Source organism: Mariniblastus fucicola, assembly GCF_008087665.1.
Classification (GTDB): Bacteria; Planctomycetota; Planctomycetia; order Pirellulales; family Pirellulaceae; genus Mariniblastus; species Mariniblastus fucicola.
The window spans coordinates 5,030,845-5,048,409 of sequence record NZ_CP042912.1; the positions used below are offsets into that span (position 1 = coordinate 5,030,845).

The window sequence follows — 17,565 nt, forward strand, 5'->3', positions numbered from 1 at the left end:
ATCTGCCTGACAATTTTTTTAGCCTGTGTTCGGACCGACAACGCCGGGTTCGTACTCAGGCTTTTTGTTTTATTCTACCCATTCAATTTTCCATCCACGGACGAGAGATTCTGTACGCTCATGGCCCGCAAACTTCAAAATCTGAGAAACATTGGCATCATCGCGCACATTGACGCCGGCAAAACAACAGTCACCGAGCGGATGCTGTTTCTTTCTGGTGCCAAGCATCGTGTCGGCAAAGTTGACAGTGGAAACACAACGACTGATGACGACCCGGAAGAGCAAAACCGCGGCATCACGATCTATTCAGCCTGTGTGACTTTCGACTGGAAAGACATTCACGTTAACTTGCTCGACACGCCTGGACACGTCGACTTCACTGCCGAAGTCGAGCGCAGCTTGCGTGTTCTTGACGGCGCCGTTGTTGTGTTCAGCGCACGAGAAGGCGTCGAGGCGCAGAGCGAAACGGTATGGCGGCAGGCCGATCGATACGCCGTGCCTCGATTCGCGTTCATCAACAAGCTTGATCGCGAGGGAGCGGACTTTCGCCGTGTGTTGGACGAAATCAAAAACCGGCTTGGTGCCAACCCGGTTCCGATTCAAATGCCAGTTGGCCAAGGCCCTTCGCATGTTAATGATCCGTTTCGCGGCACGGTCGATTTGATCAAAATGCGCATGGCGACGTTCTCCGACGAGGGCAAATCGATGAAGGAAACTCCGATTCCCGACGAGCTTCTCGAGGACGCGCAGTTGGCAAGAGAAGAGATGCTGGAGGCGATCTACGATCTCAGTGACGAAGTCGCAGAACTTGCGATGACGGGTGAGGAAATCCCCAACGACCTGATTCGGAAAGCGCTACGCGAAGGAACGTTGGCCCGCAAGATCCAGCCTGTCGTTTGCGGTTCCGCACTGCACGGAATTGGCGTGCAAGGCGTGCTCGACGGCGTCAAATATTACTTGCCGACGCCGCTGGATCGCCCTCCGGTGGAAGGCGTCAATCCGCGAAAAGAAGACAAAACCGAGGTTCGCAAACCAGATGCAAAAGAGCCGTTTTCCGCTCTGGTTTTCAAAATCCTTCCAGCCAAAACGGGCGACCTGTATTGGATTCGAATTTACTCGGGCAAGTTGAGTGGAAACTCGCGAGTCTACTGTCCGGGCAAAGACAAGAAAGAGAACGTGGCTCAGCTTTGGCAGATCCACGCGACGCGAAAGGAACGCGATGGACAACTGGACTCGATCGGTCCGGGTGAAATCGTGGGCGTGATTGGGCCGCGGTTTGCCGTCACGGGGGATACGCTCTGCGACCAGAAAGCTCCGATTTTGCTTGAGTCAATCGACTTTCCGGAAACGGTCATCGAGATGGCGATCGAGCCGGATTCGACGGCAGAACGTGACAAGCTTTCGGACACCCTTGAGTTGCTCAAACGACAGGATCCAACGTTTCGCGCGACCGAAAATGAGGAAACGGGCCAGACGCTGATTGCCGGCATGGGCGAATTGCATCTGGAGGTGATCAAGAATCGTTTGCTGCGAGATTTCAATCTGAAAGTAAAAGTTCACAAGCCTCGCGTTTCCTATCGCGAATCGATCAGCGGCGAGAAAACGGTTACCCGCGAATGCAATCGACTGCACGACGGTCAGCAAATATTTGGTCAGGTCACACTGAAAATGGAGCCCGACGAAAAAGTCGAAGCGGGCGTGAAAGTTCTCAATCGTTTGCCGCCGGATTCGATGCCTCCTGAGTTCGTGCAGACAGTCAAGGATGAAATCCAGGCTCGTGGCCAGGGCGGCGGCAGCATCGGCAGTTTTCCGCTGGCGAAGATTCGAGTCACACTCATCGGAGCTGAAGCGAATGAGTTTTCGACTCCGATGGCGTTTGCGATTGCTGCAGGCGAAGCGTTCGAAGAAGCGCTCCGCGATTGCAATCCGATTTTGCTTGAGCCAATCATGAAAGTTTCGATCACGACGCCCGAAGAGTACTACGGCGACTTTGTTGGCGACCTTGCGATGCGACGTGCCCAGATTGTGAACACGGATACACACATGGGAGTCACGCAAATCATCGCTAACGCACCGCTTTCAGAATTACTCAGCTACTCCGGCGTGATGCGAAGTCTCAGCCAAGGAAGGGCAGGTTGTTCGATGGAGCCTTTGGACTACGAAGAGGCACCACCGGAAATTGCGAAGAGATTCAAGATGTAGGAACGTGGCGACTGATTTCGTCAACGACTTGCAGCGTCTATGCCTCCGGTCGGGCTCATCTCGCTGTGAAACAAACGTATTTGACTCGCCGCTCATCTCTTAACAACAATCGACAACCGTCAGCAAACAGGCATCATGTCCGAATTCGAAATCGCGGCTTACGATCTCAACGAATGCCTTTTGTGTCGTCGAGACGGAAAAGTTGTTGGCCAAGTCAACGTTCGGGACTTGCGAGACGAGTCGTTCGGTGGCTATGTCATTTGGAACCTGTTGGTGTTCCCCGGCAACCGCAACGAAGGTGTCGGCGAAGCACTCGTCGAATGCGTGCTGCAGAACTTCGACGACGCACCTGCCTTCATTACGGCCGATCCGTTTCACGATGACGACGGGATGAACGCCGCTGATCTGACCGCCTGGTATCGCCGGCTGGGTTTCAAGGTTTGGAACGATGAAGCCAACGTCGGCGACAAGTGGATGATTCGCGAACCATGGCAAAAAAACGAGCCTGCCGAAGAATGAATCCTCGACAGGCTCGTTAGCAATGATGGTCTGCTAGTGAAAACGCGGCCTAGCTCACGATCTCAATCAGATCGACCGTGAACAACAGGGTCGAGCCACCAGGAATCCCCGCGTAATAGTTCTCTCCGTAAGCCAGTTCGGCTGGAATCGCCAACTCGATCGTGGCCCCCACCTGAATCAGCTGAAGTCCTTCAGTCCATCCGCTGATGACCTGATTCAATTGGAATGTGATACCGTCGTTGGCGTCGAACAGTGTGCCGTCGATAAATGAGCCTTCGTAGTTGACGCGTACCGTATCGGTTGCGACTGGCGTATCTCCGGTTCCCAGAATAACCGTTCGATACTGCAGCCCGCTGGCTGTCTCCTGCCATCCACCGTTGCCCAGGTTCTGATCGAGGAATCGGACCTGAAGGTTGCGGCGAATGATTTCCGAGTCTGCAACATTGTCTTCTTCTCCCATCGTCGCCGTATCAGATCCGGGATGGATAATCGCATAGTCAATGTCGGTGTCGTCGCCGGCTTCTACCGTGTCGAATCCGCTTGTGTTCCCGTCAGGTGACGGAGTTGCAGCAATCAGCGAGTCGGCGCCAACGCCACCGCGAAGGATATCGTTTCCAAGATTGCCGACCAAACGATCGTTGCCTTCATCGCCATCGATGGTGTCGTTGCCGTCGCCACCAAGGGCAACGTCATCGCCAAATCCACCAGAGATCGTATCATTGCCTGCCTGGCCAAGGATACGATCCCGACCATATTCGCCGAACATTTCGTCGTTGCCGTCGCCGCCGTACATGAAGTCCCGACCTGAACCGCCGAACATCTGATCCAATCCATCGTGGCCCAAAATTGAGTCGTTCTCGCTTCCGCCGTAAAGCATGTCATTTCCTTCATGCCCGGCAACAAAGTCCGCACCCATGCCGCCTTCGAGAATGTCGTCGCCAGGGCCGCCGAATAATCGGTCATTACCAGTCGACTCATCCGTTTCGATCACATGGTCATTTCCCTGGCCGCCAGCCACGTAGTCGTTCCCGTTTCCAGGATAGACGGTGTCATCGCCGTTGGCAGCAATGACCACGTCGTCGCCGCCACCGCTGAAGATCATGTCGTTTCCGGCGTAGCCAACGACACGCGTGGAAATGTCCGTTTCATTGCTAAAGAAATCGTCGCCCGGGGTTCCTCGATAGCTGATTCGAGTAATGTCGGCTGAATCAAATCGCTGTTCAGCAGCGTCCGGTTCGGTAACGACCAATTCGTTGGTTTCGGTGTCGATCGAAATGGTCATTTCGTTCGTGTAAGTGGCATCAACGACATCTGTTTCGCCAGCCTGAATGTGTAGCGTGGAAGTGCCCGTATTGAGAAAGAAAACTGAGTTCGCCAGAAGGCATCGATTTTCGAGCGCTCCGTAGGCGAGTTTGGTTCGATTGTTTCTTGAGCGTGCCATTGTTCTGTACCTGGATCGGAATTTGGTGCGTCACCCGCGTCCTACCATTTATCGGTCGCCGCCGATTCACGAATCAACATAATCGGAATAACTGGCAAACTTTACCATTTCGAAAGCTGATAGCTGCAGGCTTCCCAAGCATCCAGAATTGCAAGCAAATGCTGTGTTTTTCGTGGAAAACGGACAAGCCCAGAGCCAGCTTTGGCTACACAGATACCCCACCGTGCACCCAGGCGCATGCTTCGCGAGCCAAGCCCCCCACGTTGCCGCGACTACCTAACACTCCAAGAAATACGCGGCATTCCACTCTCGTCGAACTGCCGGGCTACGTCGAATAGCGACTGCAAAAGCTGAGTGCTGTTACCACACCAACAAGGCAATCGCGCTAGGCGGCTCGGCTGGAAATGTCGGCGTTAAGTTTGTTGTACAGCGTCTTGAGACTGATTCCAAGCTGCCGTGCGGCTGCGGTTTTGTTGCCGTCATGTTGATCGAGCGTCGCATAAATCGTTTCCATTTCGATTTCGCGAAGCGACTTGCCAGCCAAAGCATCAGTCGACGCCCCCAATTTCAAATTCGATAGCGTGGGTAAATCATCGCACACGATCGGAAGTGCATCATTGATGATTGCGGCTCGTTCGATCACGTTTGCGAGCTCACGAATGTTGCCGCCCCAAGAGTGATTCTTCAGCTGCTTGATCGCCTGCGGATCAAAAGGGGCCTCGATTCGAGCCGCTTCCGGACGATGACGCACCAAGAGATGTCTTGCGAGTTCCGGAATGTCATCCAGTCGATCTCGCAGCGCCGGAAGTTTGACTTCGAACGTATTGATTCGATACATCAGGTCTTCGCGAAAGTCTCCTTCGGCCACCATCTTCGGCAAATCACGATGCGTGGCACAAACGATGCGAACATCAACTGAAAAAGGCTCGCTTTCGCCAACACGTTTTACTTCACCGCTTTCGAGCACGCGAAGCAACGACGCCTGCGTCTGTTTGGGCAGTTCTCCAATCTCGTCAAGGAACAAAGTGCCGCTGTCGGCCACTTCGAACAGCCCCTGTCGATGCTCGCTGGCTCCCGTGTACGCGCCTTTGCAGTGCCCGAACAATTCGCTCTCGATCAGATTTTCTGGCAAAGCGCCACAGTTGATTGCCACGAAGGGTTTCTCTGATCGCAAACTGTTTTCGTGAACGCTGCGAGCGGCCAACTCCTTGCCCGTACCCGTTTCGCCGTGAATCAACACCGTTGAATCGGTTGGAGCCACTTTCGCGATCAGTGCCTTCAATCGCTGCATCGAACGGTGTTCCCCGATCATGTTGGCGCTGCCTTCGGCCCGATCCAGTCGTCGTTTCAGTGCAAGAATCTGTCGCTTGAGATCACGTTGTGCGGAAACCCGTTGGAACAGGGCCTTGAGTTCAACCAGCTTGCAAGGTTTCTGCAGATAGTCGAACGCTCCCAGTCGCAGCGCCGAGATTGCAGTTTCGGTCGAACCTTTGCCCGTCAGCACAATGGCTTCCGTCTCTGGAGCGATCTTTTTGCAGGTTTCGATGACTTCGATTCCGTGCATGCCCGGCATATCCAGATCGACCAACAGACAGTCAAAGACTCCTTTTTCAAGCGCCTCAACTGCTTCGGTCCCGTCGCCACAGACAGTAACTTCATGACCCATGCGCGGAAGTTCGGCCGCGATCAATTCCTGCAAATGGATCTCGTCGTCGGCAAAGAGGATCTTGAGCGGCCGGGTCGCTGATTTCGAGTTGCTCTTTTTACTAGGCTGCATAGCGCGTCACTTTCTCCAGTTGATTTACCAGTGGCAACGTAATCGTAAACGTCGAACCCGTTCCCGGACCGTCGCTTTCGGCAGTGATCTTGCCCTGATGGTCTTCTACGATTTGGTAGGTGATGGATAACCCCAGCCCCGTTCCCTGTCCGTCGCGTCGCCGCGTAAAGAAAGGTTCGAAGAGGTGTTCCTTTACGTCATCTGTCAGCCCGCAGCCATTGTCCACGACTCGCATCACGGCATTTTCATTTTCAGATTCCACCGAAATTGAAACCGTCCCGCCAGCTTCGACGCTGCCGAGTGCGTTGGTGATCAGATTCAAAGCGACCTGTTTGATTTCCTGCGCATTGACGGTGGCGCAGACTGACGGATCGGTATCGAGATGAATATTTCGATCGCGATATCTGCTTAGTGGCTTTACAATGTCGACGACCGAAGCGATGACCTCGGAAAGGTTTGTAGGAACTTTTTGCACGTCGCCCATGCGGGAAAAATCAAGCAATCCCGACGTGATTTCCTTGCAGCGGAACGCTTCTTCCTGGATGCGAGCGAGATAGTTCTTCATCTCTTCGATGTCGGTATTTCGCGTCTCTTCATCGGTGTCTGGATCCGGATTGAGGATCTCTTGCAGCCGCATTTCGAGTGATTCTGCAGACCATGCGATCGATGCAAGCGGATTGTTAATCTCGTGTGCCACGCCGGCGGCAAGGAATCCAACACTCGCCATTTTTTCGCTACGGACAACCTCTTTGGTGCGAAGCTGAACCTGATTGTTCAGGTCCGCTTTGATCTCCTGAAAGTTGTTAGTCATCGCATTGAGCGCATTGCCGAGCTCAGCGACTTCGTCATCAGAATCCAGTTGAATCCGAAAATCATGATTTCCTGCGGCAACATGCCGCGAGCCTTCGATCAGTTTATCCATCGGTAGCAGCAGACCGTTGCGGAATCGGTTGGCCAGCATCACGATCATGCCGAATGCAGCCACTGAAAAAAGGACACTGAGCGTGATCCATGTGCGGTATTCGGCTTTCGCGTTTTCGGCAAAGTTGTGCGTTCGTACCTGCATGAAAACTGGCAGCTGAGCCGTGTGTGACTGGAGTTGTTCCAGGTTTTCTTTCATGCCGTTGAGCATTGTGAAAGGCTCGGAAGATTGCGACCAACAGTCTTCTTCCACGAGGCACCGAATTTCGTTCAATGAGTTCTGGAACTCGGCCACAAACTGAAACTCACGGGATTTGTCGGCAAAACGGGGGTCCTCGATCTCATTGTTTTCCAACTGATTGCGGTATCGGTCGAGCGAATCCTGAAGTTGTTCGAGCCGTCGATGCATTCCGCTGACGTTGATATCGAAGTCGACAGAGTTCAGGCCGAACAGGCTTACCTTCTCGCGATCGATTTTCCACACATAGGATCGCAGCTCGGAAACGTGTTCGCTGAGGTCGGCAGCAAGCGGCAACTCAACCGAGCGCGCACGAATGTTCTTGGTGAGCTTTCGAAACTTCATCACGCCCTGAAGACTGACTGCTGACAGGATCAGAACGATCACAGAAAGCACACCAACCCCAAAGTAAACTTGTGATCTGATTGTTCGAAAATTGAGCAACACCGACCTCCTTGTCGACGATTCATTGATCGCAGCTGATACGTAGAGGAATCGAATCGGTTCGCCAACGCGCCGATTTCTTTTCCATGTCAGGCCGTGAAATAATTACACGGTTCAAGGAGGACTCGCAATACGGGTTTTGCCAGCGTTTCGAATCTCTGTCGATCCGTTTTGACAACACAGCCAATTCGCTGCAAGCTGGGCAAACCACCGAATGTGGCGTTAGCCGGGCTCGCGGCTGAGTTTACCTTCAAGTTCATCAACCCACTTGAGGCGATCTTCGTGCGTCTTGCATTCTCTTGATCGCTTTGAAATGGCTTCTTCCGTTTCGTCGGCAAGCCGGGCGAGAATCCGAATTGAGAACAATGCGTGGCCTCCGCTGCTCCATCGAGCCATCTCAAGCAGGTCAGAAAGGTGGCTTTCGCGCAGTTGGCTCATCAATTGTTCGGACCGATTGCGTGTCAATGCATCGACCACCGCGGCGCCTTTGTTGCGGTCGGTCCACACAACTGAATTCAATAGTTTCAGAAAGGGAGAGTGATCGATGACAAGGTCGAGTTTGGGGTTGTCGTCCGCATATTTCGCAATTACCGACAACGCGCGGACTCCGTTGTTGCGGACGAGCGAGTTGGGGTCGTCGCAAGCCGATTTCAGAATCTCAATCACAGCTTTCTTGTCTTTGGCATAGGCGACAATGCTGGCAGCGGCAGCGCGAGAGTCCTTGTTTGAAGAGTTTCGAATGACGTCAGCGAGATGATCGAATTTCTCGTCGGCAATGGGAAGAAGCTCGAGTTGCTTCTCCTTCATCGGTTCGTATTCCGAAATCGAATGACCAGCCGATCCATCTTCGCGGGCTTTGCCGGACTTGATCGCCGGCAAGAGCTGCTCCATGATTTCGTTATACCGATTCTGCAGGTCGTCTTCGAGTTGGACATCGCCCGTCGGCGCGTCACGGAACTCTCGGGCTGGCTGACCAGATTCGCGAATGCCAATGAAGACAACGGTGGTGCCAGGGTACTGCACTGGCGAAACGGTGACTTCTTCAACACCTGGAATCGCGGCGACTCGCTCTTTGATCTGTTGCTTCTCGATGCCTGAAGAAGGAATTCCATCTGTCATTCCGATGGCTTTTTCAATCTGTTCTCGAGTGATTTTCTTCAGCCCGAAACAGTCCAGCAGGGTTTCGTTGGATTGGGCATTTGCTTCAACAACGAGAAGAGAATAAAGGAGAATTGCAACGAAAGCGGGCCGGACTAGCATGTTTGGATCTCTGGACATTAACGGAATAGTTCAGCGAATAGCGTTTCTGGTTCAACGTGCCAGAATTAGTTTCCTAACACGCATGAGCGCAGGAAAGTTTCAAAAAACCAGATTCGGACGCTTCAGCCATCAGTCTGTTTGGCCTGAAATCTGATTGAGATTAAACTCCTCAGGCTCCAAACCACCGAGGAACCATGTCCACTCCGCTTCCAACATTTGATCCTGCCGAATCCAGTTCAGAGAATTACGGTAAACAATGAAGACACTCGCACCCAAGACTGGCAATTCCTGTTTCGGCTGTGGAGCCGACAATCCGCTGGGGCTGAAATTGACGTTTCATGGCGACCCGGAAAAGGGCACTGCCTGGACCGAGTTTCTGCCGCCGCATTTTCTGGCCGGCGGTGCGAACATGATGCACGGCGGGTTTATCGCGTTGTTGTTGGATGAAGTTTCCAGCAAGGTACTTTCGATGCAGGGCAAACGCGGCGTGACTCGGAACTTGGAGATCTCCTACCAAAAACCGGTCAACTTGAGCGGCCCTGTTCGGCTGGAAGGTTCGCTGATCCGACACGAAGGTCGCAAGCATTTTATCAAAGCCCGGATCCTGAATCCCGGTGGCGATGTGCTGGCAGAAAGCGAAGCTCTTTTCCTCGTGTTCAACACGTCTTCCTGAAACGACTAGTTGTCCGCTTGGCATCTCTCCTGCAAAATTCATGGATTGGGCGCGAGCCTCCCCGCGTTGTCATCGGCTGAACGGGATTCCGCGAGCAGCACAGATCGCAAGACCGCAGATGCTACAGATCGACCGACGAACTGCTTTCGCCGTGTTGATTTCGCAGCTGGTCCATCAGAAAACTAATGCTTCCGCCATAGACGCGGACGGCACGGGACGCGTTGCCCTGTTTGAGTGCGAGTTCGGCATCGGCAACCATTGCTTTAAGTTGCTTCCAGTCGACTTTCCAGTCCTGTTCGACAGCGCCTATCTGCAGCTGTTTCAAAATCGACGCCAATTGTTTCGCGACGTCGGCTCCTGAACCACAGGTTGTTCGCGTGTAGGGGCCTTTACCGAACGCTTTTCCCTGAGCGACGGTTTCGCCGCTAGTCGCGCCCATCAGCAGACGAATCAGAGCGAACAGCCCGGTTCCCGCCGCGATGACGCCTGGAAAAATGGCTGTCATCCACTGCCCGGTCACCAGGAAGAAGAGGGTCAACAAAAGTGAAACACCGAAGAACGCCCACACCAAAGGATGCACAGCGTAATCTGTTTTCCTGGAGTTGACCCGGATGGCTTTGGCAGACCCCGACGTCGCGATTTCGGGCCCCGCGGCTTTGGCGATAATGACCGTGATGTTGTCCGGACCGCCGCGCAGGTTCGCCAAATCGACAAGGACTTTGACGGCTTCCGATGGCGGCATGTTGGAAAGGAAAGCTGCGATTTCCGCGTCGGACACGACCCCGGTAAGACCATCGCTGCAGAGCAAAAATGAATCGCCAACGGCTATTGGAAACGGCCCTTCAAGGTCGACTTTGCATTCCGGGTAAGGACCAAGCGACCGAGTGATCACGTTTTTCGGAATCTTCCCCTGAGCTTCTTCGGCCTCGGTCAGTTGTCCGGCGGCTTTCATTTCCCAGACAAGGCTGTGATCAAAAGTCAGTTGCTCGAGCTTGTTCTGACGCAGCCGATAAACGCGGCTGTCGCCAATATGAGCCGCAACGGCGCCCTGAGGCAGCAGCAACAACGAGCTGAGCGTGGTGCCCATGTTGTGGAAGTCCTCGTTCATCTGCCCGCGACGATTGATGTCCGCGTTGGCATCGACGACGGCTTTCTTGAGCGCTTCCGGAGCAGATCCTTCCGAGGATCGAGCGTAAAGATGGGGAATCTGATCCACGGCAAGCTTACTGGCAAGTTCGCCTGCGGCGTGGGCTCCCATGCCATCGGCAACCACGAAAAGATGGCCTTTGGTTTGCCAAGATTCTGGCGAATTGGACAGCGAGATCGCCAAATTGTCCTGATTGTTGGTCCGCCGCATACCGACGTCGCTCAATGAGGCGACTTCGATTGATGCGTCCCAGGATGGATTACCACTATTCATGCGCGGTGAAATCGAAATGAAAAAGTAACCAGTGTTTCGACTGGCGAATCGTGGTTAAAAGAACCCATCTTAGCCTGAAACCAGACGAAAGTTAACTTGGGCACTGCCACCAAATAAAAATTGGACTTTTGTAGATTCTCAGGTTTCGCTAAACGGTTCTCTGAGGAATTTGCCGCTTGTTCGCTTGCGGCAACGACCATAAATCGTCCAAGCCAAATCTCACACTGTGAACTACCCCATCTACCAAATCCCCGCGAACTCCCAATCTGTGGCTTGGCTGCTGCTGATTCTATGGGTCGTTGGAGCCACTGGGTGTTCCAGCCGACGCCTGATAGTGCGTACGGAACCCGAAGGGGCGTTTGTGTCCGTCGATGACTATCCGATTGGGTACTCTCCAGTTGCAACCGGTTACACTTACGGCGGGACTCGTGAAATCCAGATCGAAAAAGACGGCTATGAGACCGTGAAGGTGAAACAGAACCTTTCGGATCCTTGGTATCTGAGACCGCCATTGAGTTTCGTGACAGAAAATTTTTCTCCTGTCGAAATTCGCCACCAACCGGTGGTGGACATTCAGCTTGAGCCGAAAAAACGAGTCAACGGCGAGGTGTTGCTGCAACGAGCCAACACGTTACGAAGCAACGTGCAGCGTGGAACCGTGACAGCGCCGGTAAGAAACTAGGACATCGAAACGGAATCGGATGTCGCCCGACTAAGCTCCTGAATCAGGCTTTCAGGAAAGAGCGTGAAACTGAATTCGCGCGAGCCAAGAATTTTGCTTGTCGGCAACGAACGTTTTGCGTTTTCCAGTTTCGCCTCCAGATCTTTCCTTTTGCTTGCCAGCCGATCAAAGAGTCGCAGGTTGATCGCGTCAATTTCGTCATGCCAGGTTTTGCGGCTTCCCGAGCTTGGTGGATTTCGCACGAGAGTATACTTGCGTGCGGAAAGTTCATGCTCCGGCAGATGGACCTCTGGATGAAAACGAAGTCGCCGCAGTTGGACTTCGATTTCCCTGACATTCTGCGGCGTGACGGCATCGAATTCGAAAGGCAACTTCATCGTGGCCGTGACCGTCAGGAATCCTGGTGGTTCGACATTGAAAAACCGTTTGATGATTTCATCGTTGAGTTGGTCGTATTTCGCGCCGCCGATTCCGTGCAGAAAAAGATCGCTGCAGAACAGGCGACTGAACATCGTCGTCGCCAGGGCTCGAGGCCGAATAAAGACTTTGGATTCGAGCTGATTAAGTTCCTGAAACGACGCGACAAAGTTGGAACGTTCAAACGCGATGGTCCAGCCTTCACGATCCGACAACTGAACTTGCGTCTGATTGCATTTGCAGAACAGGCGGCGGCGATTGGGAGCGTCGGCAGTCCAAATCCAAAACGGAATTTCACTCCACGAGCCGTCTGTTTCCAGTTCCGGAACCGGATGTGAACGACTGCGGATTCGATTGGCAACGCGATACGAATGCAATGAGTCGTTGTAGATCGAGACCAATCGCTCCGCGTCGCAGACAAGACGTTCGACGAACATCGCAAACGCAGCACCAGACGAAAAAACGCTGACCGGAAGCTCCAACGTATTCAGCCCATGTTGCTGCTCCAACCGGTGTCGCCCGGCGGCAAGACTGGCTGGAGCGTTGAGTTCTTGAGCAACAGCACGCACTTCAGGCCAGAGCGATTTTACGATCGGCACGTCCACTGTTTCACGAATCGAGTCGGCCAAACGCTGATCAAATGTTGAAAACATCTGATCGTCACGGACCTGACACATTTCAAATGGCTTTTCGACATCACCCGTATCGAATGCAATTCGCTTCAGCCGAGCTTGCCTTTCGTCATCGAGAAAAGGGCTCATCACGGCAACCGAGTTGCAGAGATCGTTATCGACGACCAGATTGATCGCGGTCGCGTTGGCAGATTTCGCGACAGCATCAAGTGCAAAGTTCTTGAACCAGACGCCCGGATGGAACAACGTCGGCTGATGCCCGGACATCACAATCGAATCGGAAACTGGAGGTTCAACGTTGAGGTACGCTTGCGAATATTGCAGCGCGAGAGCTCTCAGTTCGGGTCGTCCGACATCGCGAATGTCCTGAAGTTCAGCCGGCAAATCGGCCAGCCGTCCCCGATTCGAATCAAGAATGTGCGGGCCGTCCGCAAGCGGTGGGAGCTGTAAGGTCTGGCCGTGATGCTGCGGCGCTCGCAATCGAACGTGACTAGCCAACGCGTTGTTCCCTGAGCTTGTCGCAACCGCCGGGCAACCGTTTGAGCGCGGCGTTAATGACGCTGCGGTAGTACTCAAGACGAGAGTCGGCGTTGTCCAGCTCTTCGCCGAACGAACGATTCTCATCGAGGTAAATTCTGGGCACGGCAACCTCGACGACTTTCAGTTCCTGACACGCCGCTTGCACCCAAAGCTCCAGAGGCATCGCGTATCCCGTTTCAGTCAGCTCCAATTTCTTTAGCGACTCGACGCGATAGGCTTTGAATCCACAGAAAGCATCGGTCAGCTCGATGTCCATACAATCACCAATCGTCTTGGTGATGATCTGATTGATCTTCTGTCGTTCAGCCGGCGCGGAAGTATCGGCACCGAATTCTTCAAGGTATCGGCTGCCGGAAACAATGTCGGCGTCTGAGCTTTCGATCCGCGCTACGAAGTCCCGGATCCGCTGCGGTTCGTGCTGGCCATCGCAATCGATCGTGACCACGAACTCGTAACCGTTGTCTGCCGCAAACTGAAAACCGGTGATTAGTGCCGCGCCATAACCTTTGTTGACACCGTGAGGCAGCAGCTTGACATCTTGCCGCTTGGCGAGCAAATCCGATGTCCCATCGGTCGATCCGTCGTCAACGACCAGCACGTCATCGGCGTACTTGACGACCAGATCGAGGACTTCGTCAACTGTCGCAACTTCGTTGAAAACCGGAAGCACCGTGAGGAAACTGGATTGCTGCGACATAGGATCAAATCTTGAAAAGGGTTAGGTGACATTCGTCAGACGCACCGTGAAAACGCGATTATACGTCGAACCGTCAAAAAAGATGACCGCAACACGGACTCACTGAAAAATACATGCCAATTAGAGCGATTCAATGGGATCGCATTCTTGCTCACTCGCCCAGACTGTCGCTTCCGGAAACGCTTCGGAAAGTTTGTCAGAGAGAACTTCGATCGCAAATCGCTCGCTGAAATAGTGGCCCATCAGGATCAAACCGACCTTACGGGCTCTGGCCTCGAGAACCGAATGAAAAGTCGCCTCGCCAGTAACAAGACACTCTGCTCCACGACTCGCGGCCCCGGATAAAAACGAGCCGCCGCTGCCGCAAGCCGACGCGACTCTTTGGATGCTGGCATCAAGATCGCCGACGACCTGAATCCGAGGAAGAGCAAACAGCTCCTTGACCGTCAACGCGAACTCTCGCAGCGACGTTGACGCCGGAAGCTTTCCGATCCGTCCGGCGCCGGGCATTTCGGGATCGTTGCGGTTGGGAACGATCGGCCTGGTCGCCGCGATGGAAAGTCGATCACAAAGCATCTGGTTGATGCCTTCGTTGGCGGAATCAAATCCGGTGTGCGGACTGTGAATCGAAACGCCGGCTCCGGCCAGTTCCCAAATCAATCGCGTCGCCGTTTGGTCCGTCGTGATTCGCTTCGTCGGTGAGAAGGGCAGGGGATGATGCGAAACGATCAGGTCCGCTTTTTTCTCAATGGCTTCCGTGGCGCTTTCAGGCGTCACCGTCAAACAGGTCATCACTCGTGCAGCTTCGCGGTTTGGATCGCCAAGGATCAAGCCGACGTTGTCCCAGTCTTCCGCCAGCGACGTTGGCGCGAATTGATCCAGAAAGTCACAGATGGATGCGATGGTGTTCATATCATTCGGCCTCAGTTTCGTAGTCGCCAACTTGCAAGCTCGAGAGCGCTCTTATGCGACGACAGCAGCAGACAGGTTCCGCGTTGATTGTCACCGATGATTCGACGAATGAAAACCAGCGTTACATTTGTCCGCGAGACTGCAGCAGCATTTCGAGGTAGCTGGTCGTGATCGAATCGCTAAGCCCAAATTTTTCGGCGAGCGATTCCAGTTTCTCTTTCGCAGCCGGAATTTCCGATTCGCCATCAGCGACGATTTCAAGTTCCACAAAATAGCCGACCTCATCGACCCCATCGAGGCAGACTTCGACATTGGCTCCTTGCCAACGGATCAGCGTCGTGGCCCGGTTCTTGACGACTTTGGCCACCGAGTGCATGCCCATGCCAAGAAACATTTGCGTCATCTTTTCCGCGTCCTCAGCCGACAACTCGACTTCGACCTCGGTTCGGATCTTTGTCGTCGCGTCGCGGTTTGGACCTTTGAAAGTTAAAATGTGTTTGTTGTCGACTTCACGAATCCGCAACGCGATATCCTGCAGTTCGAATCGCAGTTGCCGATGATTGAAGTACTCGTCAGACTGGACCCTGGGCGGAAATTCCTCCATCACGTCGAAGCTTTCGTCAGCCAGCTGTTTACGGATGGCGTCAAAGCTGACGACCTGAAACTTTTTTTCAATTTCAATCATGCTAGTCGTGATGTCACAATAGGTTTCAGTTCATCAAATCACAGAACGACGTACGGGACCGAACGCAGATTGCTTTTTTCGGACCCGTTCCGCTATTAAGTTCGTAACAGCTACATCACAAACCGACAATTACCCTCACCGAAATGACACACCGGAATCGACCAATGACGACCCACAAACTCTGCCAATTTTTAGGCGCTGCCATGATGGCCATCGTGACGTTTTCCGCCGTCAACGCCGACGAATTCGCGGGCAAGCAATGGCCAGCCGCCAAGCAAGTTGCGATCGATGACGTGAAACATGACTCCTGGGATTCGTTGCTGCAAAAGTACGTCGACGAGGACGGGATGGTGAACTATCAGGATTGGCAAAACAACGAAACCGACCGCGCGTTGTTGCAGACGTACTTGGAGAGCCTCAGCCAGGCGAATCCAAACGCGAAATCGGACGAAAAGGCAAAGCTGGCTTACTGGATCAACGCCTACAACGCCTTGACGGTCGAAGGCATTCTTCGCGTTTACCCGACGACCAGCATTCGCAACCATACGGCCCGATTGATCGGCTACAACATCTGGAAGAATCTCTATCTCTATTCGGGCAGTTCGAAGATCAATCTGGACAGCATCGAGCATCAGGTGCTGCGGAAAATGAATGAGCCACGAATTCACTTTGCGATTGTGTGTGCTTCGATCGGCTGTCCCCGTTTGTTGAATCGGGCTTACACGGCCGACGACCTGGAAGATCAACTAACAGCCAACGCGACCGATTTCTTTTCGCGATCGCAGAACCTGAAAATCGACACGAAGGATTCGATTCTCTATCTGAGTTCGATCATGAGCTGGTTTGGTTCGGACTTCGGTGACTCGACGACCAAACAGGTTCAGACGATTGCTCCGTACATGTCGAAAGAGGCGAAGGCTTTTGTCGCCAAAGGCAATTTCTCAGTTCGCTATCTGGATTACGATTGGGACTTGAACAAACAGAAGTAAGCAACGCAAAAGGTGACGCCTCCGACATCCTGTTCTTTGCGACACCTCACAATTAAGCAGCTAGATCATTTCTCCGAGCGGAAAACGTGCGGCTCCAGGAATCCCGCGATGTCATGCTGTCGTAGTTCTCAACACATACGATTTGCCGCTATTCCTGGTCGAACTTGAGTCCCTTGATGCTTCGCAATATTGCTTTTCCTTCAGAGCCTTTCTTGTTCTCAAGGCACATGCCAGTGACCAGATAAAAACGGTCCTCGTTCGCAAACAGCCAAGTTGTCCCCCAGAGTTTGTCAGAACCAGCAGACTGAAAGTAAGATTTAAACCTTGCCTCCTGGCCGTCGATTTTCGCATTGCCTTCATCATCAGCACCGGCATTGGGCGAAATGGCCATTTTCTGCATCATCGCCCATGCCTTGTCGATATCGAATTCATCCTTGATGGCCATTGTCCGAACGAAAATGTAGGCACCACCTGGAGACTGAAGCCTCATCGAAGACGCGTCGCTGACAACAAGTGCCATGTCGAGCGGAGGTGGCTCGATGGAAAAACCCAGCTGCCGAGCATCTATACGGCGGAACCTGTCCAACGCCGATTTGAATTCTTCTCCATCCCTGTTTTTATTTGCAGTGTTGATCACCTTCGATAGCTCGGATGCGCGTTCGGGCGAATCACCAAAAGCCACAATGACCAACGACGTATCACCAAATTTGAATCGCATATCCATGTGGAGTTTGACACCATTTTGAATTTCACCCGTGGCTCTGTAGATGAATTGATTCTTCCGTTTTCCATCTCGCTCCGGTCCAGACATTCGAACGTTTTTCATCCCGTCCGCTTGCAGCCCTTCAACGATTCCATCGATAACGTCTTTCGAAAATGCATTTCGCTCGTCCTCGTCAGTGATTTCCCGCGCGCCAAGTATCAATTGAAGGAATTCCCCAGAGTCCGCATGGACGCATTCCGCGCTGACCATCGTCCCACCCGAGTTTGCCAAGCTCTCGATCTTGCTCCACGCAAATCCATCTTCAGGAATTCCAATCCGGAGCACACCGAGAACGTTGAACTTCGAGGCCTCCAGTTTCTCCGCTTCGAGTTTCGCCTGCTCTTCTTCATTGT

15 protein-coding genes are annotated in these 17,565 nt (G+C 53.2%); 5 read left to right on the plus strand and 10 right to left on the minus strand.

Annotation, left to right across the window (positions count from 1 at the left end; all coding sequences use genetic code 11):
• Positions 1-120 precede the first annotated feature (120 nt).
• Both fusA and MFFC18_RS18745 read left to right on the plus strand, forming a co-directional pair.
• Positions 121-2,202, plus strand: a complete 2,082-nt coding sequence (gene fusA / locus MFFC18_RS18740) for an elongation factor G (protein WP_075082398.1) — start codon at positions 121-123, stop codon at positions 2,200-2,202.
• A 135-nt stretch (positions 2,203-2,337) separates the two neighbouring features.
• A complete protein-coding gene (locus MFFC18_RS18745; RefSeq protein WP_075082397.1) occupies positions 2,338-2,721 on the plus strand; it encodes a GNAT family N-acetyltransferase in 384 nt (127 codons plus the stop codon).
• Positions 2,722-2,770: 49 nt separating this feature from the next.
• On the opposite strand, the gene MFFC18_RS18750 is transcribed toward MFFC18_RS18745, so the two are convergent.
• The 4 genes from MFFC18_RS18750 to MFFC18_RS18765 all read right to left on the minus strand — a co-directional run bounded on the left by MFFC18_RS18750 (position 2,771) and on the right by MFFC18_RS18765 (position 8,802).
• A complete protein-coding gene (locus tag MFFC18_RS18750; protein ID WP_075082396.1) occupies positions 2,771-4,162 on the minus strand; it encodes an FKBP-type peptidyl-prolyl cis-trans isomerase in 1,392 nt (463 codons plus the stop codon).
• 385 nt (positions 4,163-4,547) lie between these two features.
• Positions 4,548-5,939 (minus strand): sigma-54-dependent transcriptional regulator, encoded by a 1,392-nt coding sequence (locus MFFC18_RS18755; protein ID WP_075082395.1) that lies wholly within the window; start codon positions 5,937-5,939, stop codon positions 4,548-4,550.
• Positions 5,929-7,542 carry a sensor histidine kinase gene (locus tag MFFC18_RS18760; RefSeq protein WP_148618978.1) on the minus strand — a complete coding sequence of 538 codons (1,614 nt, stop codon included), beginning with the start codon at positions 7,540-7,542 and terminating at the stop codon, positions 5,929-5,931. The genes MFFC18_RS18755 and MFFC18_RS18760 overlap by 11 nt, the downstream gene beginning before the upstream one ends.
• A 222-nt stretch (positions 7,543-7,764) precedes the next feature.
• A complete protein-coding gene (locus MFFC18_RS18765) occupies positions 7,765-8,802 on the minus strand; it encodes an FtsQ-type POTRA domain-containing protein (protein ID WP_157665032.1) in 1,038 nt (345 codons plus the stop codon).
• Positions 8,803-9,058: 256 nt separating this feature from the next.
• Here MFFC18_RS18765 and MFFC18_RS18770 point away from each other — a divergent pair, with 256 nt between their 5' ends.
• Positions 9,059-9,475: a PaaI family thioesterase gene (locus tag MFFC18_RS18770; RefSeq protein ID WP_075082392.1), complete on the plus strand. Its 417-nt coding sequence runs from the start codon at positions 9,059-9,061 to the stop codon at positions 9,473-9,475.
• A 121-nt stretch (positions 9,476-9,596) separates the two neighbouring features.
• Here MFFC18_RS18770 and MFFC18_RS18775 read toward each other — a convergent pair whose 3' ends face one another.
• Entirely contained in the window at positions 9,597-10,895 is a 1,299-nt protein-coding gene (locus tag MFFC18_RS18775; RefSeq protein WP_075082391.1) for a PP2C family protein-serine/threonine phosphatase, read from the minus strand.
• 334 nt (positions 10,896-11,229) lie between these two features.
• Between MFFC18_RS18775 and MFFC18_RS18780 the strand changes: the two genes are divergently transcribed.
• Positions 11,230-11,577: a PEGA domain-containing protein gene (locus tag MFFC18_RS18780; protein ID WP_157665031.1), complete on the plus strand. Its 348-nt coding sequence runs from the start codon at positions 11,230-11,232 to the stop codon at positions 11,575-11,577.
• Here MFFC18_RS18780 and MFFC18_RS18785 read toward each other — a convergent pair.
• The 4 genes from MFFC18_RS18785 to cyaB form a co-directional block, all read right to left on the minus strand.
• Positions 11,574-13,124 (minus strand): hypothetical protein, encoded by a 1,551-nt coding sequence (locus MFFC18_RS18785; RefSeq protein ID WP_148618979.1) that lies wholly within the window; start codon positions 13,122-13,124, stop codon positions 11,574-11,576. The genes MFFC18_RS18780 and MFFC18_RS18785 overlap by 4 nt on opposite strands.
• Positions 13,117-13,863 carry a glycosyltransferase family 2 protein gene (locus MFFC18_RS18790; RefSeq protein WP_075082388.1) on the minus strand — a complete coding sequence of 249 codons (747 nt, stop codon included), beginning with the start codon at positions 13,861-13,863 and terminating at the stop codon, positions 13,117-13,119. Before MFFC18_RS18790 ends, MFFC18_RS18785 begins: the two co-directional genes overlap by 8 nt.
• Before the next feature lie 120 nt (positions 13,864-13,983).
• Positions 13,984-14,775, minus strand: coding sequence for a Nif3-like dinuclear metal center hexameric protein (locus tag MFFC18_RS18795; RefSeq protein WP_075082387.1), 792 nt, complete (start codon positions 14,773-14,775; stop codon positions 13,984-13,986).
• Between the two features lie 121 nt (positions 14,776-14,896).
• Positions 14,897-15,460, minus strand: coding sequence for a class IV adenylate cyclase (cyaB, locus tag MFFC18_RS18800; protein ID WP_075082386.1), 564 nt, complete (start codon positions 15,458-15,460; stop codon positions 14,897-14,899).
• A 164-nt stretch (positions 15,461-15,624) separates the two neighbouring features.
• Between cyaB and MFFC18_RS18805 the strand changes: the two genes are divergently transcribed.
• The gene (locus tag MFFC18_RS18805; RefSeq protein WP_157665030.1) at positions 15,625-16,449 is read left to right on the plus strand and encodes a DUF547 domain-containing protein; all 825 of its coding nucleotides are present in this window, start codon (positions 15,625-15,627) and stop codon (positions 16,447-16,449) included.
• Between the two features lie 148 nt (positions 16,450-16,597).
• On the opposite strand, the gene MFFC18_RS18810 is transcribed toward MFFC18_RS18805, so the two are convergent.
• On the minus strand, positions 16,598-17,422 hold the full coding sequence (locus MFFC18_RS18810) for a hypothetical protein (protein ID WP_148618980.1): 825 nt from the start codon (positions 17,420-17,422) through the stop codon (positions 16,598-16,600).
• Positions 17,423-17,565 lie beyond the last annotated feature (143 nt).